This window comes from Providencia sp. NPDC089933, from assembly GCF_049545585.1.
GTDB lineage: Bacteria > Pseudomonadota > Gammaproteobacteria > Enterobacterales > Enterobacteriaceae > Providencia > Providencia huashanensis.
This window is the reverse complement of sequence record NZ_JBMWDT010000012.1, coordinates 127,927-151,315: the sequence shown is the minus strand read 5'-3', so window position 1 is coordinate 151,315 and position 23,389 is coordinate 127,927. Positions and strand designations below refer to the sequence as shown.

23 protein-coding genes and 1 pseudogene are annotated in these 23,389 nt (G+C 42.5%); all 24 read left to right on the top strand.

All coding sequences use genetic code 11. The annotated features are described in order from the left end of the window. Positions 1-87 precede the first annotated feature (87 nt). Entirely contained in the window at positions 88-867 is a 780-nt protein-coding gene (locus ACPEH5_RS16990) for a protein kinase domain-containing protein (protein ID WP_423727077.1), read from the top strand. Beyond that, on the top strand, positions 864-1,589 hold the full coding sequence (locus tag ACPEH5_RS16985; protein WP_210814333.1) for a PP2C family protein-serine/threonine phosphatase: 726 nt from the start codon (positions 864-866) through the stop codon (positions 1,587-1,589). The genes ACPEH5_RS16990 and ACPEH5_RS16985 overlap by 4 nt, the downstream gene beginning before the upstream one ends. A 40-nt stretch (positions 1,590-1,629) precedes the next feature. Then, positions 1,630-1,833: a Rha family transcriptional regulator gene (locus ACPEH5_RS16980; protein WP_423727099.1), complete on the top strand. Its 204-nt coding sequence runs from the start codon at positions 1,630-1,632 to the stop codon at positions 1,831-1,833. Between the two features lie 19 nt (positions 1,834-1,852). Further along, entirely contained in the window at positions 1,853-1,996 is a 144-nt protein-coding gene (locus ACPEH5_RS16975; protein WP_210814723.1) for a hypothetical protein, read from the top strand. Positions 1,997-2,280: 284 nt separating this feature from the next. Continuing rightward, complete coding sequence (locus ACPEH5_RS16970) at positions 2,281-2,766, top strand: DUF1441 family protein (RefSeq protein ID WP_423727076.1); 486 nt, start codon at positions 2,281-2,283, stop codon at positions 2,764-2,766. Next, positions 2,766-4,877, top strand: coding sequence for a phage terminase large subunit family protein (locus ACPEH5_RS16965; RefSeq protein WP_423727075.1), 2,112 nt, complete (start codon positions 2,766-2,768; stop codon positions 4,875-4,877). Before ACPEH5_RS16970 ends, ACPEH5_RS16965 begins: the two co-directional genes overlap by 1 nt. Then, a complete protein-coding gene (locus ACPEH5_RS16960) occupies positions 4,874-5,089 on the top strand; it encodes a hypothetical protein (RefSeq protein ID WP_210814720.1) in 216 nt (71 codons plus the stop codon). Before ACPEH5_RS16965 ends, ACPEH5_RS16960 begins: the two co-directional genes overlap by 4 nt. Beyond that, positions 5,086-6,594, top strand: coding sequence for a phage portal protein (locus tag ACPEH5_RS16955; protein ID WP_423727074.1), 1,509 nt, complete (start codon positions 5,086-5,088; stop codon positions 6,592-6,594). Before ACPEH5_RS16960 ends, ACPEH5_RS16955 begins: the two co-directional genes overlap by 4 nt. Further along, on the top strand, positions 6,563-8,602 hold the full coding sequence (locus tag ACPEH5_RS16950) for a ClpP-like prohead protease/major capsid protein fusion protein (RefSeq protein ID WP_423727098.1): 2,040 nt from the start codon (positions 6,563-6,565) through the stop codon (positions 8,600-8,602). Before ACPEH5_RS16955 ends, ACPEH5_RS16950 begins: the two co-directional genes overlap by 32 nt. Positions 8,603-8,684: 82 nt before the next feature. Continuing rightward, positions 8,685-9,032 carry a DUF2190 family protein gene (locus ACPEH5_RS16945; protein WP_423727073.1) on the top strand — a complete coding sequence of 116 codons (348 nt, stop codon included), beginning with the start codon at positions 8,685-8,687 and terminating at the stop codon, positions 9,030-9,032. 3 nt (positions 9,033-9,035) lie between these two features. After that, positions 9,036-9,332, top strand: coding sequence for an ATP-binding protein (locus tag ACPEH5_RS16940; RefSeq protein ID WP_423727072.1), 297 nt, complete (start codon positions 9,036-9,038; stop codon positions 9,330-9,332). Beyond that, complete coding sequence (locus ACPEH5_RS16935) at positions 9,310-9,873, top strand: phage tail protein (protein ID WP_423727097.1); 564 nt, start codon at positions 9,310-9,312, stop codon at positions 9,871-9,873. The genes ACPEH5_RS16940 and ACPEH5_RS16935 overlap by 23 nt, the downstream gene beginning before the upstream one ends. Then, positions 9,873-10,271, top strand: coding sequence for a phage tail terminator protein (gene gpU, locus ACPEH5_RS16930; RefSeq protein WP_423727071.1), 399 nt, complete (start codon positions 9,873-9,875; stop codon positions 10,269-10,271). Before ACPEH5_RS16935 ends, gpU begins: the two co-directional genes overlap by 1 nt. Positions 10,272-10,282: 11 nt before the next feature. Then, positions 10,283-10,774 (top strand): annotated as a pseudogene (locus ACPEH5_RS16925) (phage tail tube protein); the annotation flags it as partial. A 91-nt stretch (positions 10,775-10,865) separates the two neighbouring features. Continuing rightward, positions 10,866-11,243, top strand: coding sequence for a phage tail assembly chaperone G (gene gpG, locus ACPEH5_RS16920; RefSeq protein ID WP_423727070.1), 378 nt, complete (start codon positions 10,866-10,868; stop codon positions 11,241-11,243). A 65-nt stretch (positions 11,244-11,308) separates the two neighbouring features. Then, entirely contained in the window at positions 11,309-11,581 is a 273-nt protein-coding gene (locus ACPEH5_RS16915) for a phage tail assembly protein T (protein ID WP_423727069.1), read from the top strand. Further along, entirely contained in the window at positions 11,556-14,624 is a 3,069-nt protein-coding gene (locus ACPEH5_RS16910; protein ID WP_423727068.1) for a phage tail tape measure protein, read from the top strand. The genes ACPEH5_RS16915 and ACPEH5_RS16910 overlap by 26 nt, the downstream gene beginning before the upstream one ends. A gap of 46 nt (positions 14,625-14,670) precedes the next feature. After that, the gene (locus tag ACPEH5_RS16905) at positions 14,671-15,000 is read left to right on the top strand and encodes a phage tail protein (RefSeq protein WP_423727067.1); all 330 of its coding nucleotides are present in this window, start codon (positions 14,671-14,673) and stop codon (positions 14,998-15,000) included. Positions 15,001-15,067: 67 nt separating this feature from the next. Further along, positions 15,068-15,628: a hypothetical protein gene (locus ACPEH5_RS16900; protein WP_423727066.1), complete on the top strand. Its 561-nt coding sequence runs from the start codon at positions 15,068-15,070 to the stop codon at positions 15,626-15,628. Between the two features lie 61 nt (positions 15,629-15,689). Next, positions 15,690-16,388, top strand: a complete 699-nt coding sequence (locus tag ACPEH5_RS16895) for a phage minor tail protein L (RefSeq protein WP_423727065.1) — start codon at positions 15,690-15,692, stop codon at positions 16,386-16,388. Between the two features lie 8 nt (positions 16,389-16,396). After that, positions 16,397-17,125 (top strand): C40 family peptidase, encoded by a 729-nt coding sequence (locus ACPEH5_RS16890; RefSeq protein ID WP_423727064.1) that lies wholly within the window; start codon positions 16,397-16,399, stop codon positions 17,123-17,125. Further along, entirely contained in the window at positions 17,029-17,691 is a 663-nt protein-coding gene (locus ACPEH5_RS16885; RefSeq protein ID WP_423727063.1) for a tail assembly protein, read from the top strand. The genes ACPEH5_RS16890 and ACPEH5_RS16885 overlap by 97 nt, the downstream gene beginning before the upstream one ends. Positions 17,692-17,693: 2 nt before the next feature. Then, positions 17,694-22,370, top strand: a complete 4,677-nt coding sequence (gene gpJ / locus ACPEH5_RS16880) for a TipJ family phage tail tip protein (protein ID WP_423727062.1) — start codon at positions 17,694-17,696, stop codon at positions 22,368-22,370. Then, entirely contained in the window at positions 22,360-23,370 is a 1,011-nt protein-coding gene (locus ACPEH5_RS16875) for a DUF6453 family protein (protein WP_423727061.1), read from the top strand. The genes gpJ and ACPEH5_RS16875 overlap by 11 nt, the downstream gene beginning before the upstream one ends. Positions 23,371-23,389 lie beyond the last annotated feature (19 nt).

The following is a 23,389-nucleotide window of genomic DNA, read 5'->3' as shown; positions in this document are numbered from 1 at the left end:
ATCATAAAGTTAAATTATGGTGATTTGTACTAGCTCAGGACGAGATTGACTCTCATAATCCCGTAGCTTCTTATTTGAGGACTTAATGTGGATCAATGTGGCAATTATTTTTTAGAGGATTTGCAAAGGTTAGGGCGCGGAGGCTTTGGGGAGGTGTATGAGGTTAATGTATACAACTTGCAAAAAACACACTCAAGAAGATACGCAAGAAAGTATTTCTCCCCATCACCAGAAAATAACAATACAAAGTTAAAAGAAATTGCTGATTTGAGGGAACGGTTTTTAGTTGAGATCAAAACACAGTGTACTCTTAATCGAATTAATTATGATTCCATAGCGCCAATAGTGCTGTTCAGTACAGCTGGAGACAAACCTTATTTTGTTATGGAGAAAGCTGATTGCAACTTGGTCGAGGCTATTAAGGCTGGCATGTCAGCTGAAGATAAAATTAAGTCAGTGATACAAATAATTCTGGGCATTAAGACCATACATGACCACGAATACGTTCACAGAGACTTAAAGCCTGCAAATATTCTTCAATACAGTGATGGAAGATATAAAATCAGTGACTTTGGGTTAGTTAAGGATTTAAATCAGGTTAGAGCTGAAATAAAAACAAAATTTCAACCAAATGGAATGGGAACTGATGGATATAGAGCTCCAGAAATAACGGAAAGTGGTTTGTTTTCAGTCCAATCAGATATTTTTGCCATAGGGCAAGTTATTAGTGATATATATTCAAGTGATCGCACTGACAAACTAAAAAAAGTCATATCAAAGTGTAGGGAGCATTGGCCAGAAAATAGGTATGTAGATGCTAATGAATTGTTAGTTGATTTCTGTAAAGCTATGGGGGTAGCGCCGTGAATAGAATAATTGACATATCCTGTTTCAGTGAGGCAGCCAAGGGTAAGCTTGTAAATGAGGATTATTTCTTACCTCCTACATACGATTATGACTCAAATATTGTCTTTGCTATAGCAGATGGGGTTGGATCGACAGAGCATGCTGATTTAGCCTCAAAAAGTGCAATACAAGCAATCCAAAAGCTAATTGCGGAACCAAATTTCAATATAGATAAAGCGTTCATTTACGCTAAAGAAGCTATAAATAAGTTTGGTTTTAGTGTGGCAACAACACTAACAATTGTGCATATAGTAAACTCAGTGATCCACGTGGGTCATGTAGGTGATTGCCGACTTTATTTTAAAAATGAAAATAAATTAATCCAACTAACTAAAGATCATACAAAGTATCAAGAGCTATTAGACTCTGGTGAGCATAGTATGAGAAACCTTCGGAATCATAAGGAAAGGTTATCAACCATTCTTACATCAGCTCTATCTAATGACATAGAATTGCAATATGATTCTTTTGATAAAAATATCTTGGATATTGCTGATAAGGAAAATGTTATATTAACTTTAATGTCAGATGGAGCATACAAGCACTGGGAATCAAGACCTAGATTTTCGGAGAGAACAATGGGATTACCATCTGCATTCTCAGCTAGTTTAAGACGAAGAATCGAAAAAGATATTATTGATGATTACACGTTCTTAAGCATCAAAATAAGAATACATTCATAATATATTTGTTATTTGAATTATATATTAAAGCCATCAGCTAATCACTGGTGGCTTTTTCATTGAGTGGCTTGGCAGAAGGCATGACAACGTACTTCAAAGCGTTCGTTCATTGATTGAGAGTGGTCATTTAGGTGTCCTTGATTTCAAGGAGACCTCTTATATTGACAAGTCCAGCAGGGAAAAACTTTGCTATGAGCTGACTGAGCGCGGTTTTCTAATTGCAATGCCATTCATTGGCGGTTAATCACCAAATGGAGGAAGCCATGGGCAGCGAAGGCTTTAAGAACCCCAACCAATTCAGAGAACAATTGGATAAGCAGTTAAATGATAGCGATACAAATGTTAAAGGTTATCAACCCAAGCGGTCTAACAATTCCAAGCCGCTCTCGCCACCAAAGAAACCTTAAACTCATTAGATTGATTAATTTTACGCATAATTCAAAAGGTACTCCCGAGGGGGTACCCTTACCACGAGGCGGCGACCACGCACAAAACGCGAATTTTTTGGGTTTTTATGGGCCGTCAGCACTAACGTAAGTTGTTGTTTAAAGTGAATTTAATTGTTTTCCAGTGTCGAAATTGTATGTTTTTTGTTCATCACTAAGCCTGTTTATAAAGGCGTTTTTTCAATATTTGGAATTTGATTTTTAATTACGTAATCAATTCACACTAAAATCATTAATAAATATTTATGGATAATGAATTAAAGAACCTTAAGCTAAATGTTAGCCAACTTGCTGCACTTGCTGATGTCCACCGCCAAACTGTGGCAGCAAGAATAAAAAGTATTACGCCAGTGGGCGGTAATGGTTCCAATTTAAAATTGTATTCATTGACATCAATACTTTCTGAATTAATGAAGTTACCCCCGCCAGTTTCAAGTGATGAAATGCTGCCGCAGGACAGAAAGGCGTGGTACCAATCAGAACGCGAACGGCTCAAATTTGAGCAAGAAACAGGCGAGTTAATTCTTGCGTCAGATGTGGCACGTGAGTTCGCTGCATTAGCTAAAGCGGTTATACAAACACTGGAAACATTGCCAGATATTTTGGAAAGAGATTGCGCGTTGACGCCTTCCGCAGTTTCACGCGTACAAAATATTATTGATGACTTACGCGATCAGATTGCCGAGCGAGTCATTGATGGAGAAGAGGAGGTCGATAGCGGGGAGGAGTAATGGTAAAGCAGATTACTGCCGCTGCAATAAAAAAAGATGTTGGGGGGCTTTTACGAGCACCACGCCGAATGCCTGTTGCAGAAGCCGTAGCAAAATATATGCGTGTTCCGGTTGGGGCTGGTAACTCGGTTCCTTGGGATCCCTTAGTTGCTCCCTATGTTATTGAGCCAATGAATTGTTTGGCATCTCGTGAATATGACGCAGTGATTTTTGTTGGTCCGGCGAGAACGGGTAAAACCATAGGCTTAATTGATGGCTGGGTGGTGTACAACATCATCTGTGACCCATCCGATATGTTAATTGTTCAAATGACACGCGATAAGGCGCAGGAGCATTCAAAAAAGCGACTAGCCAGAACTTTTAGAGCTAGCCCAGAGGTTTCTAAAAGGCTTAGCCCAAGGAAAAATGATAACAACGTATTGGATAAGTATTTTCTGTCGGGTAGTTTTTTAAAAATGGGATGGCCGTCTATTAATGTGATGTCATCCTCGGATTTTAAGTTTGTGGCATTAACGGACTATGACCGCTTTCCCGAAGATATTGACGGGGAAGGAGATGGCTACTCTTTAGCATCAAAACGAACAACCACATTCATGTCGGCAGGCATGACATTAGTAGAGAGTTCCCCGGGACGGGATATTACCGACATTAAATGGAAAAGAACCTCTGCGCATGAAGCTCCTCCGACCACAGGCATTATGTCTCTTTATAATCGTGGAGATCGCCGTCGTTGGTATTGGCCTTGTCCTAGCTGTGGTGAATATTTTCAGCCAATTAAAGAGAATATGACAGGGTACAGGTCACATAGCGACCCCGTTATTGCGAGTGAAGCTGCAAGGCTACAGTGCCCACATTGCTTAAATTTAATTGAGCCCAGCCAAAAACGAGAGCTTAACAGCAAGGGAATTTGGTTAATAGAAGGACAAAAAATAGATCGTAATGGTCATATTACAGGTCAGGCAAGGCGCTCTCGTATTGCTTCTTTCTGGATGGAAGGCCCTGCTGCAGCTTATCAAACATGGGCGCAATTAGTCTATAAACTGCTTTCAGGTGAACGTGATTATGAAACAACAGGCAGTGAAGAGACTTTAAAAGCAGCAATTAATACTGACTGGGGATTACCCTATCTTCCTAAAATTGCACAAGAACAGCGTAGTGGTGATGAGCTTAAAGATCGTGCGGAAGCATGGGAGCAGGGAACTATTCCAGAGGGTGTTCGGTTTCTCGTTGCAACCGTTGACGTTCAGGCAGGTAAAAATAGGCGATTTGTTGTTCAAGTTACGGGTTATGGCGAAAAGGGGGAGCGTTGGGTTATTGACCGTTTTGATGTTAAACGATCTCTCCGAGCAAATGAGGACGGCGAGTCTTTAAAAATAAACCCTGCGTCTTATGCTGAGGATTGGGACATTCTGATCACGGATGTGATCAATAAAACCTATCCATTGGAAAGTAATATAGATATTGAAATGGGGATTCACTCCATCGCTATTGATACCGGTGGTGAAGATGGTGTAACAGACAACGCTTATAAATTTTGGCGGCGCTGTAAGAAGGAGGGGATTTCTCGCCGAGTTTATCTATTTAAAGGGGATAGTCATACACGAAATAAGTTAATCACAAAGTCTTATCCTGATAATACTGCACGCTCTGAACGTAAGGCGAAAGCGAAAGGCGATGTGCCCATTCATTTATTACAAACAAACGAATTAAAAGACCGTATTTCAGCGCATTTAGGGCGGGATACTGTGGGCCCTAATTACATACACTTTCCTGATTGGCTTGATGATTCATTTTACGATGAATTAACGTACGAGGAGCGTGATATCAACGGGAAGTGGTCTAAGCCGGGGAAAGGCGCGAACGAAGCATTCGACTTAATGGTTTACGCCCATGCACTCGTAATTTTACTGGACTACGAAACTATCAATTGGGAGAAACCGCCTAAATGGGCTCAGTTGCCTGATATTGCTACCACAAATTCAGCTCATTCAGTCGCAAGTCAACCTCTTATACAACCAACACTTACTCAGTCTAACTCAAACGCAAAAACCACAAAAGTGGTGGATTCGCCGTGGGTGCCAGTTTCTGAAACATCGGGAGGGTGGGTATGACCCGCGATCAAATTAAAAAAATGCTAGATGCGTATCTAGATGCAGAAATTCAAATACTTGAAGGAAAAAGTATTACTTTCAATGGTCAAACTATGACGATGGAGAACTTGAGTGAAGTTCGTAAAGGCCGTGAATACTGGGAACGCCGTTATATCCAAGCCTGCAATGCTCAGCGAGGATCTAAAGGATTTAAAGTAGCGAGGTTTGAATGAATATTATTGATAAAGCCATATCGATGATATCGCCCGGCTGGGCGAGTGGTCGGCTCAGGGCGCGGTTGCAAATTCAAGCTTACGAGGCAGTGATCCCCAGCCGATTACATAAAGGGCGGCGAGAGCGGCGCAATGCCAATCAATTAACACAACTCGGAGGGCAGTCGTTACGAGAGCAAGCTAGGTGGTTAGATAATAACCATGATCTTGTGATTGGCATTCTAGACAAAATGGAAGAGCGTGTTGTTGGCGGAAAGGGAATTATTGTTGAGCCTCAGCCCTTGTCAAAAACAGGAAAAATACATGATGAGCTTGCCAGTCAAATTAGAACTGCATGGGCAGAATGGTCTATCCGTCCTGATGTGACGGGCCAATATACGCGCCCCATGCTTGAGCGTCTTTTGGTACGAACGTGGCTGCGTGATGGTGAGGTATTTGCTCAACTTGTTAAAGGAAATCAAAAGGGGCTTGAAAAGCAAGCGGGGATCCCTTTTTGGTTAGAGGCTCTAGAGCCTGATTTTGTACCCATTAATTTAAATGACACCGATAAGCATATTCAGCAAGGAATAGTACTTAATGAGTGGGGACGGCCTGTTGCTTATAAGGTGTATAAAAATTTACAAACCTCTGGGCAGCAATTAGGGGGACTGAAATCAATTAAAGCCGAAAATATGTTGCACTTGAAATATGTTCGGCGCTTGCACCAACTAAGGGGGAATAGTCTTTTTACTGGGATTTTGATGCGGTTGAGTGCATTGAAAGATTATGAAGACGCAGAATTAACTGCCGCTAGAATTGCCGCCTCGCTTGGAATGTACATTAAAAAAGGAGATGGGCAAGAATACAGCAATCAATCTGGGGAGGATGATCGCGGCGAAATGACCATTGTCCCCGGCATGTTATTTAATGAGTTATTGCCGGGCGAAGATATTGGCATGATTAAGTCTGACAGGCCAAATCAAAATCTTGAGACGTTTCGTAACGGTCAACTTAGGGCTGTTGCGGCTGGAAGTCGTGGAAGTTATTCCAGCATAGCACGAGATTATAACGGCTCATATAGCTCACAGCGGCAAGAGTTAGTGGAATCCTTTGAAGGGTATTACATCCTTCAGGACACGTTTTGTGGTTCAGTTTGCCGTCCGAATTATCGTCAATGGTTACAAATGGCAATTGTTTCGGGTGTTATCACTGTTCCGCCTGATGTTGAGCTAATTTCCCTTTACAACGCAACGTATAGTGGGCCAGTTATGCCATGGATTGATCCACAAAGAGAATCGAATGCATGGAAAACTCAAATTCGCGGTGGTGCTGCGACAGAAAGTGATTGGGTTCGTGCAAGAGGTGGAAATCCAGCAGAAGTTAAACGCCGCCGTAAAGCGGAAATTGATGAAAATGAACGACTGGGGCTGAAATTTGATACTGACCCCGCCAACGACAAAGGTAACGACAATGCAGACGAGAAACACACATCTCATGCTACCAAAAAACAGCACGACGATGAGTAAACCGCTAATGTCGGCACCGGAGAAAAGCTGGTTTCAAATGAAAGCGACCAGTGAAACTTCAGCTGACATTTATATTTATGACGAAATTGGCATGTGGGGGATAAGCGCCCGGCGATTTACCGAAGATTTAATTTCCCTCGGTAATATCAACCACATCAACCTTCATATTCATTCGCCCGGAGGTGAAGTTTTTGAGGGTATCGCCATTTATAACCAACTCAAAAACCACAATGCCACCATTACGGTTCATATCGATGGGCTAGCAGCTTCAATGGCGTCAGTTATTGCCATGGTGGGTGATGAAGTCAAAATGCCAAAAAATGCCATGATGATGATCCATAAACCTTGGGGCGTGTCGTGGGGTGATGCCAATGATATGCGCGATTATGCCGACCTGCTCGATAAGGTTGAAAATGTCTTAATTCCTGCCTACATGGAGAAAACAGGAAAAACAAAAGAAGAAATTGAAGCCATGCTCAGTGAAGAGACATGGTTAACGGCAGAAGAGTGTGTGGAGCACGGTTTTGCTAACTCTGTTATTGAGCCAGTCAAAGCGATGGCCAGCCTTTCATCTAAACGCATTGAGGAATTTAAATCCATGCCTAATTCATTAAAAAACACGTTAAAAAATAGTCTGACTAACCCTCGCAATACGACGGCGCCATCGGCAGATCCAGTACCACAAGCACAAAACCCAACCAATGCGCCAGAGCCCGATACCGCAAGTATTCAGGCGCAAGCTCGCCAAGCTGAACAAACGCGCATGAATGGCATTAAAGATCTATTTGCGATGTTTGGCGGTAAACATAATGACGTCATGGTTGAGTGCTTGACGGATATCAACTGCACCGTTGAGCAGGCAAAAGATAAAATTTTGAATTTGGTTGCCAAAGATGCGACACCAACAAATACAAGCAATTACGGTGCTCATATTTATGCGAATAACGGTAATCTTGTCGGGGATAGTGTCCGAGCATCATTAATGGCGCGAGCGGGTTATGGTGAAGCTCATGCCGATAACCCTTATAACTGCATGACATTACGTGAATTGGCTCGTATGTCATTAACGGATCGTGGCGTTGGTATTGCAACTCGCAACTCAATGCAAATGGTTGGTATGGCCTTCACGCACGGTACGTCTGACTTTGGTAATATTTTGTTAGATGTGGCAAATAAATCTATTTTGCAAGGCTGGAATGAAGCGCCAGAAACGTTTGAAAAATGGACGAAAAAAGGGCACTTGGGCGACTTTAAAACGGCGACTCGTGTCGGGATGGGCGGTTTTAATTCTATTCGTGAAGTTCGTGAGGGGGCGGAATACAAATACGTCACTACGGGTGACAAAAAGGCAACTATCGCACTGGCAACCTATGGTGAGTTATTCAGCATTACTCGCCAAGCTATCATTAACGATGATATGTCAATGCTCACCGATATCCCGATGAAACTAGGCCGCGCAGCCAAAGCGACCATTGGTGACTTGGTTTACGCTATTCTGATGGATAACGAAATTTTCAGCGGTGATAACATTAAAATGTTTGATGCCAAGCACGCAAACTTAGCCAGTGGTGGTATGGATGTTGACACGATTGCGGCTGCTTGTGCGTTAATGCAAGAGCAAAAAGAAGGTGAGCGTGAGTTAAATATTGAGCCTGCATTTATGTTGGTTCCAACGGCCTTAGCTACTGCTGCCAAACAAGTTATTGGTTCTAGCAGTGTCAAGGGTGCGGATATTAACGCAGGGATCATTAACCCAGTCAAAGATATTGTTGAAGTTATCCGTGAATCTCGTTTATCACGCGGTGCAGGTAAAGATAAACCAACGTGGTTCCTGACCTCGGCGCAAGGTACCGATACCATTGAGGTTGCCTACCTTGACGGTGTGGATACGCCTTACATTGATCAAGAAGAAGGCTTTAGCTCTGACGGTGTAACCACTAAAGTTCGTATCGATGCGGGCGTTGCCCCAGTAGATTATCGCGGCATGGTTCGTGTCGATACGAAATAACCTTATTACAGGTTAAGTCTCTCGCCCTAACGGGCTTTTTTTGTACCTAAAATCTGGCTCTTTGGAGCCAGAAGGAGAAATTATGGCTAAGAATTATCAACAACAGGGATTAACTGTTGAGGTTAAAAATACAGGCGCAACCGTTATTCTCAGTGGCGATTTAGTGATTGTGGGGGCGTTGGCCTGTATTGCTACAACGAATATTGAACCGGGTGAAACAGGTGATGGTTTTGCAGAAGGTGTTTTTTTATTGAAGAAAAAAGCGGGTGTTGCTTTGACGGCTGGACAGGCCGTGACGAGTGATAAAGGGATTGTTGCTGACAAAGGTGGCGTTCCTGTGGGTATCACATGGGAAGCTGCCGAAGCGAGTGCGGAAGTAGTGCCGGTTAAACTTAATATTTTCCCAGCAACAGCTTCGGCAGGTGGTTAATTTATGAGTGCGTTTGAACGGTTAACAGATCGACTGGACGCACTCACCGCAAAGCGAATGGGAAAGCCCATCACCATTAACGGCGTTGACTATATTGGGGTAGAGTCTCATTTCTTACCCGAATTCGGGCCAGTTACGGGGGATGGGCTTTCTTATGTCATTTTTTCTGATACGTATAAGCCCGGGAAGAATGACAGTGTTATTGCTGACGGCTTCCATTATAAAACCACACGCCGCCAAAGATTCAATGGTAAGTGGATGATTTTTTTAGAGGATGATGACGATGAAGGGGAAGGATGAAGCTATCCGAAATCTGAGCGTTATTGTCGATAAAGTGACTCCCGTTGCGACGGCTCAGGCGATTAATCGAATTGCAGCGAGAGCAATTAGCCGCAGTGTTAAGCAAGTTTCTAAAGAAGTCAAAATCCAACAGAAGATCATCCGCAAGCGCGTAAGGTTCAAAAAGGCCAGTGCGAAGCAGGGAACGCCAAAAGCTCGAGTCACTGTAAACCGAGGTAATTTACCTGCGATTGTACTCGGTACGGCGCGTGTTCAATTGTCTCGAAGTCGAGGGATTGAGCGCCGACACGGTAGTGTTTTAAAAGTGGGCAAATTCACGTTTAAAGGCGCGTTCATTCAACAGCTAAAAAATGGCAAATGGCATGTCATGCAACGGCTCAGTTTAAGTCGTTATCCGATTGATGTTGTCAAAATACCCGTTTCTAAACCGCTAACGGAAGCTTTTGAAGAGCATGCCATTAAGGTTCGTGAGGAGGACATGAGCAAAGAAATGCGAGATGCCTTAAATAACCAACTTCGACTTTATTTTAAGGGGGGATAGTGATTAAGCACACCAAGATCCGCCAGTTAGTGATTGAGGGGCTCAAGGCTAGCCTCCCAAAATTATCAACTTATGATGGGCGACCCGTTAACTTTGATGAAAGTGAGCTGCCTGTTGTCGCTGTTTATTTAACTGAACCTCACCCAGATCCAAAGTACCTTGATAGCAACCAATGGACTGCCATTCTTCATATCGAGCTTTTTTTAAAAGCCGCCAAAACTGATTCTGATTTAGATAAATGGGTAGAAGAAAAGCTATACCCAGCAATCGAAAGCATGAGCAATTTAGGTGATGTATTAACCGATATGACACCGAAAGGGTTTGATTATGATCGCGATGATGAAATGGCGTTATGGGCTTCGGTTGATATCACTTACCAAATTGAATATGACATGTAAGGAATTTTACGATGGCAAAAGTACCAAATCCATTAGCGCCGACAAAAGGGGCGGGCACCACACTTTGGGTGTATACCGGAACGGGTGACCCAACCCAAGATCCCTTTAGTGAAACGGGTTTCACTCGATTAGCGTTAATAAAATCGTTAGAACCGGGGGAAATTACTGCGGCGAGTGAAGATGATAGCTACCTTGATGATCCCGATGGGGACTGGGAAAACACCACTCAAGGTGAGAAATCATCGGGTGAAACCAGTGTCACCCTTGCTTGGTTGCCGGGTGAAGAAGGGCAAAAAGACCTTGTTAAATGGTTTGATGAAGGTTTGCCGCGCTTTTACAAAATACAGTATCCAAATGGCACACTTGATTTATTTAAAGGCTGGATTAGCGCCCTAGGTAAATCCATTCCGATCAAAGAAACCATGACGCGTACGGTAAAAATTAAAAATACCGGTCGTCCAACGATGGCGGAAGAAATCACACCAAAGCCAACGGGCAAAACGGCTAATCAACCTAAAGAGTAATTAAGTTCGTCTAATCAATGAAATAGCCACAGAAATGTGGCTTTTTTTGTAACTAAATAAAGGTAATGTCATGTTTTTAAAGAAAAAAGAAATCACTATTGGCGATGAAAATATTGTTCTTTATGAGCTGTCAGCCCTACAACGTGCTGATTACTTTGATTTTTTAGCAAAAAAAGAAAAGGAAACGGACGGTCTTGAAGGTGCTGAAAGAGATGCCAAATCGATGCGTTCAATGGTAGAGAGCCAAGCATGGTTGGTTTCTCGCTCACGTTGGCATGAAGACCGCGATCGTGAGATTGACGATCTCTACGACGAAATCGCGCAAACATGGAGCATGGATGCATTAAGCGAAGCGGTTCGCGCGATCTCGGAAATCAGCGGCATGTCGAGTTCTGATGGTGATGACGATGAAGCGGAAAATGGTGAGTCTATCACGTTGGAAAAGTAGCCAGCCGTGAGCGTATTTTTGCTTTGCGACTTGCACGTGAATTTGGGCGCCCAGATTGGCGTCGAATGCTAAGTGAAATGAGTGCCTCCGAGTTTAGTGATTGGGTAGCGCACTTTAGCAAGACGCCTTTTATGCCTCAACTTGTTGATATTGAGTTTGCTGCCTTGCACACCTCTCTTTATATGGCGATGGGTGGCACGAAAACCGAATTGACCGATTTTATGTTGCTAACCGATGTTGAGGCTGACGAGGGAGGAATGTCAGATGAGGCCATTCAGTTAGCTAGCGAGGGGATATCAGGAGGGGTGCGGTATGAGCAACCAAATAGCGGATCTTGAGATTAAGATTGGCGCGAATACAACCGAATTTCTTGAAAAAGCAGGTCGGGTTCAGCGTGAGCTTAACGATCAGGAACGCAAAGAGCAAGCCTCAATTAAGCGGCAGCAAGACTTTTTAGCCAAACAAGCAGCGAAGGCTGAAGCAGCTCTAACACGTTCACGGTCACAACTCAAACAGTTTGAAAAAGAGTCTATTTCAGCAGAACAAAAATTAGCCAGCGAACGGAAGCGAGCTAATGATGAAATGGATACTGCCCATCAAAAAATACAAGGACTCATTCAAGCTGAGGCACAACGGGCGCAAAATGCAAGAAGTCAAGAGGTACTTGCTGAGCAATATTATGCACAGTTAGATGCAATTAAAGCGAATGGTAAGGGACTGGAAGATCTGAGCGCAATTAAGCGCAAGATGAACAAGGACATGCAGCAGGGGTTATTGCATGTCAAAGATTATCAAGCGCTTACCTCACAAGCGATTGGTACATCGAAATCCATTACACAGGCAGAAAATAGCGCGGCACAAGCCAAGCAGCGCTTTATTAATAAGTTAAAAGAACAGGTCACACAGCAAAACCTGTCACGCACTGAAATGTTGCGATTGCAAGCAGCACAGCTTGGGGTATCGAGTTCAGCTGATATTTATATTCGTAAGCTTGAAAAACAAAATAGTGTTATGAAAGGGGTTACTTTGACCTCTGGGCAGTATCGTCAAGCCATGCGTCAGTTGCCTATGCAAATGACCGATATTGTCACTTCTTTAGCTTCTGGCATGCCATTATGGTTGGTGGCCATTCAGCAAGGCGGGCAAATTAAAGACTCTTTTGGTGGGTTTGGTAATTCACTGAAAGCCATTACATCTTTAATTACCCCTTGGAAAGTCGCCATGGTGGGCGGGGCTGGCGTACTAACGGCTTTTGGTATTGCGGCATACCAAGGGTCTAAAGAGCTTAGCGAGTACAATAAGCAACTTATTTTAACCGGTAACTATGCGGCTAAAACTCAGGGTGAACTCAATGCCTTGGCTAAATCCCTTTCGGGTGAGGGGATAACTCAGTACAAAATGGCAGATGCACTGGCACAAGTAGTCGGTTCAGGTTCTTTTACGGGTTCACAGGTAGACATGGTTGCTGGTGTTGCCGCGAAAATGGAGAAGGCCACAGGTCAATCCATTGATGAAACTATTAAACAGTTTCAGCGCCTTAAAGATCAACCCGTTCAAGCTGTCATGGAGTTGGACAAATCCCTTCATTTTTTGACAGCGACACAGCTTGAACAAATAACTACGCTAGAGGAGCAAGGGAGGAAGACTGAAGCAACCAAATTAGCATGGGAGCTTTTTTCTACTTCAATGAATGAGCGAACTAAGCAAATAAGTGAAAATTTAGGGACGCTTGAAACTGCATGGAAATGGGTGGGGGAAGCAGCTCAAAATGCATGGAATCAAATGCTTAATGTAGGCCGTTCAGTTTCTGTACAAGAGAAGTTAGACGCAAAAGTTAAGCAATTAGCTGCGATTAAAAAAGAACTTGAACTAGCCGAAAAAGGAGGAGTACCAGATACAACTGGTTATGGGGTTGGAAGAAATTCAGAGTCTTTTTTAAATCAAAATGCCACGAGAAACTTAGAGGCAAATAGAACTTTAGTTAAAAATCTAAGTTCAGAGATTAAAACGCTGCAAAATCAAGTGGCTAATGAAGAGTCATTTAAAGCAGGAACAAGTGCTATTACTGCGTTTAATGAAAAAATGAAGAAGCAGTTTGAAGCGGACTTAGCATTAAAGAAGAAATATGAAACAGCAGAAGAAAAACACCAAAGCGAACTGAGAAAAATCAGGAATGATGAATATGCCTCTCAAGCTGCAAAAGATGAGGCTATTAAACGAGAAAAAGAAAGGTACCAAAAGGAACTAGATCGTAAAACACCAAAAGGCAAGGCCTATAAGCCGGATATGGGAACTCGGCATGATGAAGCTGCGCAAGCAGAGGTTACATCTCTTCAGGCGCAGTTAAGGCTTCTTGAACAGCATTCCTCAGCAACAGATTTTCTTAGTCAGCAACGTAAAAGCCTACAGCTAGAGTTAGCTAAATTTGAAGTTTTAGAAGAAGCTCGAAAGACTCGTAAATTATCTCTTGATGAACAATCTTTATTGAAAAATAAAGAAAGTATTCTTGCAAATAAAAATCAGTTGGCGGATTTGGGTGACAAAATTGCCAAGCAAGAGCACCTAAATAAACTGCAGGATCAGGCTGATAAATATGTTAAACAGCAGGAAGCAAGACAAAAAACAATAACTGATTCATTGGGTAAGTCTACTATAGAGCTTCAGCGTGCCTTGGAAATCGAACAGCTTCGTTCTGTTTATGGTGATACACCACAATGGGACAAAGTTAAATCAGCTAAGCAAGCTACTTTTGATAAGGAGGATGCTGCAAAAACGGATTGGGTATCAGGTGCTAGTACGGCTTGGGGTAATTATCGTGATGCAGCGTTGGATGCTAATGCGCAAATCCAAAATGTAACCTCAGCTACGCTCAATGGTTTTAGCTCTCAGCTGGCGGAAACGCTCACGGGTGGAGAGGCTAACTTTAAAGATTTCACTCGCTCTATCCTAAAAATGTTAGCTGAAATTGCGATTAAAATGACCATTGTTAAAGGGTTTGAAGCCTTTGGTTTTGGTAGTGTGACCCCGAATGCTAATGGTGGTGTGTATAATACTCCTGGTCTAAGTGCTTATAGCGGTCAGATTGTTTCTAAACCAACGTTATTTCCATTTGCTCGCGGTGCTGGACTTATGGGAGAGGCGGGACCAGAGGCGATACTACCTTTGCGCCGTGGCGTTGATGGAAAACTAGGTGTTATTGCTGCGAAGACTAAGCAAAATTCTGGTGATTTCTATCAAACCAATCATGTCACTATTCAGAATGATGGTTCAAATGGCGAGATTGGACCTCAGGCGCTTAAAGTGGTTTATGAAGCGGGTAAAAAAGGTGCTGAAGATTATATGAGAAAACAGCGTCGTGATGGCGGCTCATTTTCTTCATAAAGTAAACTTAAAGCCTCCAGAATGAAGGCTAAATAATGGAGGTTTAATGGAAACGTTTAATTGGCCAGTTAAGACGGGGATGAAAACGGATTTTTCACCCCGAGCAAGATCCGTGCGCTTTGGTGATGGTTATGAACAACGGAAAGTTGATGGATTGAATGCACATCTTGGAAAATTCAGTGTTAATTTATCGCTTGTTCCAGAAAAAGCAAACCAAGCACTGGAATTTTTGAAGCGACACGGTGGCGTAAAATCGTTTTTATTTCAACCTATCAAAAGTGAACCTGCAGTTGTAGTTGTTTGCAGAAAATGGTCTTCAAGTAGCGGAAATATCCGTAAAACAATAAGTGCAGAATTTGAGCAGGTCATTTTCTAAGGTTTGATCTCTTTTCCTTTTGCTTCAATGCGCTAATATAATGACAATTATCTTAGTAGAGGTCATTATGAAAGGATTTGGGCTATTTCTTTTGGTTATTGGCATAATTGGCGCTATAGCTTCTTTCGCAATGGATGTTACTGTAGCAACTGGATATGGGGGAAGGGTTAATAATATTGGTTTAATGGCAGACAAGCAGAATTACATTTTGATTAGCTGCTTTATTATTTTGTGTGGTTTATTGGCAACTATTTTTGGTAAAAAATCGTCAGTAACAAAAAAATGTCCATTTTGCGCGGAATCTATTAATACTGATGCTATAAAATGTAAACATTGCGGTAGTGATATAAAAGTAGCAAAGGCGAGTCCTTCAAATGTTGATTATTCATTTTCTTTATTAAATTATAATAAAGATGAATTAATTGGTATAAAAAATGGAAGGGAAGTAATTAATGACTATGGGGTGAAGAAGTTAGCATTTGAAATAAAAAAGCATAACCCTAGAGTTACACCCGCCATGCTAAAATTAAAGTATAATGATGATATTCATGAAATTGCAGAAAAACTACCTACAAGAATTCAAGGTGAGTTTATTAAAAAAATATTAAATATTATAGATAATCAATAAAAATTTTTCATAGTGATAGTGATACAACCACCTTCGGGTGGTTTTTTTGTAGGTAAAAAAAATGCAAAACATCCCACCTGAGTTACTTATTGCAGTTACTGAAATTGAAGGTGACTCCGAAATAATATTATATGAAATAGATTTAACCAATATTGGTGGTATCCGCTATCGGTTTCATGATGGTGCGAATGAATTATTAAAACCGATTACTTGGCAAGGGCAACAATATGAGCCTTATCCTATTGTTGGTGAAGGATTTGGATTTAATGGAAAAGGTCCATCAAACCGTCCAACTATTTCATTATCAAATATATTTGGTTTAGTTTATGGCATTGCCAGTCGATTAAATTCTGGTATAGGTGGCATAGTGATCCGCAGGAAAACGGACGCCAAGTTTCTCGATGCTGAGAATTTTGCTGGTGGTAATAAAAATGCGGATCCGACTCAAGAGCAAGTTAGTCGCTGGGTAATTGAGCAGTTGACCTCGATAAATGCAGAAACAGCCACTTTCGAGTTAGCCGCCCCAACAGAAACGGATGGGGCGACATTGCCAGCTCGAGTCATTCTTTCTGATGTATGTAATTTTGTTTATCGGGGTGAAGAGTGCGGCTATAAAGGTGGTGCTGTTGCTGATGAGTTCGGGAACCCAACCCAAGACCCAGCAAAAGATAAATGTGGAAAGCGGTTATCTGATTGTGAATTAAGAAATAACGCAGGTCGAATAGGCTGTTTCCTTTCTTCTTCTCGCCTTAGTCAATAAGGATCCCTATGTTAGAACAAACTATTCTGGAACATGCCAAAAGCATGGTGCCACAGGAGTCGTGCGGCCTTGTGATTATTCAAGAGGGTGCTGAGGTTTATATCCCCTGTGAAAATCAGCATGCCGATCCTGATAATTACTTCTCGATTTCAGTTGAAAACTACATTCAAGCCGAGCGTTTAGGTGATGTGGTTGCTATTGTTCACAGCCATCCGTACGGAAAGCCTTATCTGAGTTCAGCAGATAGAGCTCACCAACTAAAAACACATCTACCTTGGTGGCTGGTGTGTGATGAAAAAATTATCAAATTTGATTGTGTACCTAAGTTATTAGGCCGTGAGTTTATTCATGGCTCTACAGATTGCTATGGCCTATTCCGTGACGCTTACCATTTAGCCGGTTGTTCATTGCCAGATTTTGACCGCGAAGACAATTGGTGGCGGCAAGGGAAGGAGCTTTATTTAGATAATTTGACTGAAAATGGTTTTAAGCAAGTCAAAAGAGATATCCATCCCGGTGACATTATTTTGTGTTGTTACGCAAGTTCTCGGGCAAATCACGCTGCAGTCTACCTTGGTGATCAAACCATTCTACACCACGTCCCTAATCAACTGAGCAAACGTGAGGTTTATAACGAAAGATGGCAAAAAATGACTCACTCGATTTGGCGTTACCGAAATTGGCAACCATCCGATTTTATGGGGATCTGCAACGATTTGGCCGTCGATTCGATTTAAATATTAAAACTGCAGCAGAAGGGCTTCATGCCTTATTCCTTCAAGTTCCCAATCTTAAACAGCAATTTCGCGAAGGTTGGTACCAGATCCGTATCAGTGGTTCTGACGTCAAACCCGATGAGCTTCACCAGCGCATTTATGAGCCGCTAATACCTAATGCGGTTATCCATATTGTGCCACGTATTGAAGGCGCTAAGTCTGGCGGTGTTTTCCAGTTTGTGGCAGGTGCCGCTATTTTGGGGCTAGGGTGGTGGGGGCCAGCTTGGATATCAGCGACAGCAGCAACCATGATGATGTCAGCTGGTGCCGCAATGATGCTGGGTGGCGTTGCTCAAATGCTTACCCCACTTCCTAAACGGGCCAGTTTATCTCGCTCTGAGGAGGAAAAAGGGAATACCTATTTCAGCAACCTAGATAATTCAGTAGCTCAAGGGATGGCGGTACCTATCGCATACGGTGAAATCATGTGTGGTTCAAGGGTAATTTCTCAGTCAGTCGAAATTATGGATGACAGTGACGGAAAAGATATTGATGTGGGTAAACACGGCGGTAGTGGGGAGACTTAATCATGGGTAAAGGTGGAGGAAAGCAACGTACTCCGTACGAAGCACCTAACGATTTAACATCAAGGCAAAAACTGTCTATTGTTGACCTTGTAAGCGAAGGGCCAATTGAGGGGCCTGTGGGTGATTTGAAAGGTGTGTATCTTAATAATACCCCTGTGATTGATTCGTCTGGTAATAGCAACGTTAATGGCATGACGGCTCAGTGGGTGTCGGGTACATTAGAACAGCCAGCATTAGAGGGGTTTTCTTCATCCTCAAGTGAAACCCCTGTGGGGATTGAAGTTAAAAAAAACTCCCCAGTTACCCGGACAATTACTTCGCGTAACATTGACCGCCTCCGCTTAACGTTTGGAACTCAAACATTGGTCGAAGTTAAGGATAACGGGGATAGAGTACCCACTGCAGTAGAATTACAAATTCAAGTGCAGCGTAATGGTACATGGGTGACAGAGAAAAATATTACAATCCGAGGAAAGCGTAGTAATTCACCTTATTTAACTGCGGTTATTATTGATAATTTACCTTCCCCACCATTTAGTATTCGCATGGTTCGCATTACACCTGATAGTAATAGCGATAAACTACAGAACAATACGATATGGTCAAGCTACACCGAGATCACTGATATTAATCAAACCTATCCGGGGTCAGCAGTTGCCGGGTTGACGTTTGAAAGCGAACAGTTTGGCAATCAATATCCTTCTCGTAGTTACCTCATTAGGGGGCGCATTGTTCAGGTACCTGATAACTATAACCCTGAAACGCGAGAGTATAGTGGTATATGGGGTGGGACATTTAAGCCTGCTTATACCAATAACCCTGCATGGGTTTTATATGACCTATTGACAAATACCCGTGCTGGGCTAGGTAAGCGGTTAAAACTATCAGAAATTGATAAATTTTCCCTTTATGTTATTGGTCAATATTGTGATCAGAAAGTGCCTGATGGTTTTGGCGGCAAAGAGCCTCGTGTTACCTGCAATGCTTATGTGACAGACATTCGCAAGGCTTATGATTTTTTCCAAGATCTCTGCTCACAAATGCGGGTGATGTTTGCATGGAATGGGCAAATGCTTACCTTCATCCAAGATCGCCCGAGTGATGTTGTCTGGCCTTACACAAACGCCAATGTGGTTGCGGGTCGATTTAATTACAGCTTTAGCCCAGCAAAGGCTCGTCATAACATCATTGAAGTTCGTTTTATTGATCCCGATAACGGCTGGAAAACCAGTATCGAGCAGGTGACAGATGATGCATTGGTGGCTCAGTTCGGTCCTAATGTTTTGCGTCTCGATGCATTTGGGTGTACAAGCCGAGGCCAAGCAAGGCGCTATGGTTTGTGGGTGTTAATGACTGAAAAGTTAGAAACACAAACGGTAGAATTTGACGTGGGGACAGAGGGTTTACGCCATACTCCCGGTGACATTATTGAAATCATGGATAATGACTGGGTCGGTGGTGAGGATCCTATTAGTGGTCGTTTAATTAGCATTAACACCACTCAAAAGGTTTTAACCCTAGACAGAGAAATCACCGCGCCTAAATCTGGCGCAATATTTATTACCCTGATGAATGGTACCGGGAAATATGAGCGTGTAAAAATTACGGGGTATTTATCAAACAATCAAATCAAAGTTGAAATGGTACCAAAAGGACTAAAAGCAAAAACCATTTGGGGGATTAATCCACCTGATTTGGCTCGACGCTTGTTTAGAGCTATCACCGTTTCTGATAAAGGTGATGGTACCTACGGTATTATTGCAGTTCAGCATGTTCCTGAAAAGGAGTCCATTGTTGATCGGGGCGTAAAATTTGAGCCCTTGCCCGATACGCCATTGGGTGGCTATATCCCCCCAGTTGAAAACCTTTCCGTAGAGATCAGCGCTGATAGTGATAACTGGCAAGTAGAAGCCAACTGGACTACGGCAAACGCGATCCGTGGTGTTGATTTTATTCTCAAATTAACCCAAGCAGGGCGTATTGTTGGTACCGCTAAAACCCAAGAAAACCGTTATCGTATTGGGAATTTACCGCAGGGCAATTATTTGCTTTTCGTGGTACCACAAAATAAAGATGGGCAAAAAGGTGAGCAGGCCTCTGTCTCTTTTGATATTAACCCACCGCCACCACCTTCTTATATTGATGTCGAGCCGGGCTTTTTCAGCTTAGGGATTATCCCCCATGTGGGGGGGCAAAATGCGCTGCGTCTGCAGTATGAGTTTTGGTTTTCCGAGAAGCAGATTGCCAACATTAATGAAGTAGAGTTGCTAGCTGAATACCTTGGCAATGGCACGATGTGGGTTATTCAGGGAAGAAAGCTTAAAGCTGGCCAGACATATTATGTTTATGTCAGAACCGTGAACCCAGTAGGCAAATCGCAGTTTGTTGAAGCCAACGGCAAGCCAGAGGATCGGGCTGATGAAATATTGGAAGTTATTGGCGATAAGTTTCTCAGTACTGAAGCTGGCCAGCGAATGGAATCTCGAATTGAGGATATTGAGGAAGAGCAAGTCAATATCAAACATGACATCGTTGATGTTGACAGCAAGACAATTGAACTTGATAACAAAGTTTTTCAACTCAATACGAACGTTGAAATTGTGGGTGAAGCTGTCCTGCAGAATGTGCAGTATACAACGCGCGTAAACTTTAAGCTGAATGAGGAAGTTAAAGATCGTAAAGCGGAAATCTTTGAAATCAAGCAAGTGCAAGTTGCAGATAGAGAAGCCGCGGCACTTTGGCAGACTCAAACGAGCGCAACAATAGCCTCTAATACATCATCAATTTTAGAAGTTAAACAAGCGCAAGCCACGTATGAGAAAGCTTCAGCGGAAAAAATAGACCAAGTCAAAGCCGATGTTGACGGTGTGACAGGGCGAGTCACACAGGTGGAAAAAGCGACAGCCACGCTGGAAAAAGCACAGGTCGAGTTTAAGCAAACCACAATTGCAGAGTTTGGCGATATTTACGGCGCGATCACTCGCATGGAAATTGCGAACACTAACAAGGAAATTGCCCAAGCCGAAACGGCTATGCAGACCATTGCTAGCTTTAGCAAGATGACTGACCGTTTGAGAACCTCTGAAGCCAGTATTTTACGGAATGAAAAAGCGATTGCGACGGCTGACAAGGCTATAGCGGAAACGGGTGTTCAGCTTAAAGCGCATATTGATGATACTGCGGCAAATATCACTGAAATCAAAAAGGTTCAGGTTGAACAAGACAAGGCACTTGCACAAACCCGAGAACAGCTCACTGCTGATATTAAAGCGGGTGATGACCAACTGAAGGGGGATATTGATAAACAGGGCCGCGAACTGTCGGATGTGAGTAGTGTTGTTGATTCTCAAAAAACGGCTATTGCTAATTTGGAAGAAACGACAACAGAAACGAAAGAAAATCAGCAAAGTATCTATGAAGAAATGCATGCTAACTTTTCACAGGTGCGTAAAACGCAATCTGACGCTGAAAAAGCACAAGCAGAAGCTATTTCTCAAACTAATTCGGAAGTCAATAAGCTCAATAATGACAACCGGAAAATAAAGGCGCAAGTTGAGCGTAATGAAAAAACGATTGCCGATACTGATAAAGCGCAAGCTAATTTATCTGAGAAAGTCGATGCACAGCACGAAGCAAATCAAGCTGCTTTCGTTGATATTCGCCAGTCTCAAGCAAGTGATAAAGAAGCTGCAGCAGAACATACAGAGCAAACTCGCGCACAACTTCAGAAAAACATAGACGAGCAAGGAAAGGTCATTGATAAGCAAGGTAAAGACCTTTCTGACATCAGTTCAGCGGTGACTAAGAACACCAGTGCGATAGCTGACACTAATAAAACCGTTGCAGAAAACGAGGAGAAAACAAGCAGTCGCTTTGAGGGTAACGAAGCTGACATTGCTCATATGCAGAAAACAGAAACAGACAAAGAGTCTTCCCAAGCGGAAACCCTTTCACAGTTAGCTGTTCAGTATATGAAGCAGGGTAAAGATGCTCGTTTAATTAAAGCAAGCATCATTGAGACCAACAAGCTTATTGCGACTAATGAAGTGGCTCATGCTGAAAAGTTCTTGCAGCTAAATGCGCAGTATGAACAAAGCAATGCTCGCTTTACTCGTATTGAAAAAGTGATTTCAGATAATGAAAAGGCTCAGGCCAGCACTAATGAGACAATTCAATCTGAAATTAAAGATACCAAGGCGGCAATTGAGCGACGCGCCGAGACGTCAGTTGATCATAAGGGAAATGCATCATCGATATTTAGCATCAAATCAGCGGTTATGCTCAATGGTCAGTATTATGAAGCGCAAATGATGATTGGTGCGACAGTCAAAAACGGCAAGGTGGTCACTCAAATTGGTTTCAGTGCGGATACGTTTGGTATTTTCAATCCAGCAAGTGGCAAGTTAGAGCCTGTTTTCTTTGTCGAAAACGGACAGGTGTTTATCAATGAAGCGTTTATCAATAAAGCCACAATCGAAAAAATTATTGTGGGGACGGATATGCGTTCTAAAAACTATGTAGTAGGCAAAACAGGCACGCGGATCGATATGAATAATGGCACCATTGAAATAAATGGTAGTGATAACTCAGGATCACGAATGACCATTAAAAATGACCAAATCGCAGTGTATGCGGGAGGAAAACCGAAAATAGTGATAGGGCGGCTTTATGGAATATGATGTTTATATTTTTAATGAGGTGGGGGTGAAGAACCCCTACTCACTGTCTGGAACTCGAAACTTTACTTATCTACAGACCCTTAGTTTAGGCCAGCCACCAAGGAAAACTGAAAACTATACGGTTCAATTTAAAATTGAAAATAAGTCCCCTAACTCAACCTTAGTTGCTATCCCATACAAAGCCTGTAACGCGTGGTTACCGCGCCACGGTTGGTTAATGTTTTCGGTGATAAAAAATATCGTTATTTCTGGTGATACAGTGACGGTCTATATGTATGTTAACTATATCAATCCGAACGGTAATACAGACCTTGATGGTTATAGAGACCCAACAGCAACCATTCATATTTTTGAAATGTTTGATACAGATGACCAGAAGGGTAATTTTGGTCTTGTGATTGATAATGCCACGGATTATTCAAAAATTACGGATAAGTCTAAGTTAGGTTTTATCGTATGGAGTTATAGCGGGGTTGTTAATAATGCAATGACCCTGCCAAATAACTTACCCAATATGAGCACCCAATCAGTATTAGCGTATTGGGATCATGCTTCAGCAGTTGTTGAGTATGACCACGCAAATAATCGTGTTATTACGAACGGGCAATCAGTTCAAATGGATATCGTCATAACTCAAGGTGGATTTAGCCCACCTGCAAAGCTCAATGATTGGGGTGTATTTATATTTAATGACCTCGGTGAACCGGTGCTCACAAATTATTATCCGCCAATAAAGGCCCCTGATTACGTCAAATTAGGTAGGAATGCGGTGAAGTCGTTTGATAAACCTATGGTGACATTAGGTCAATATGGGTTGTTTTTTACAGGGTCAACGGGTAGCAGAAGGGCATGGAATGCAGGTCTAAGAATGCAAAATGGCGCCATCAGTATAGCAAGGGGTTCTTATGCTGGGGTGCAAGGTGACCAAAAGTCAGGAACGGGCAGTGAATTCTACTCAGAGTGTAATGTTTTGGTTTTAAATCGAGACGATTACTTCTAACTATCAATTTATTGAATTA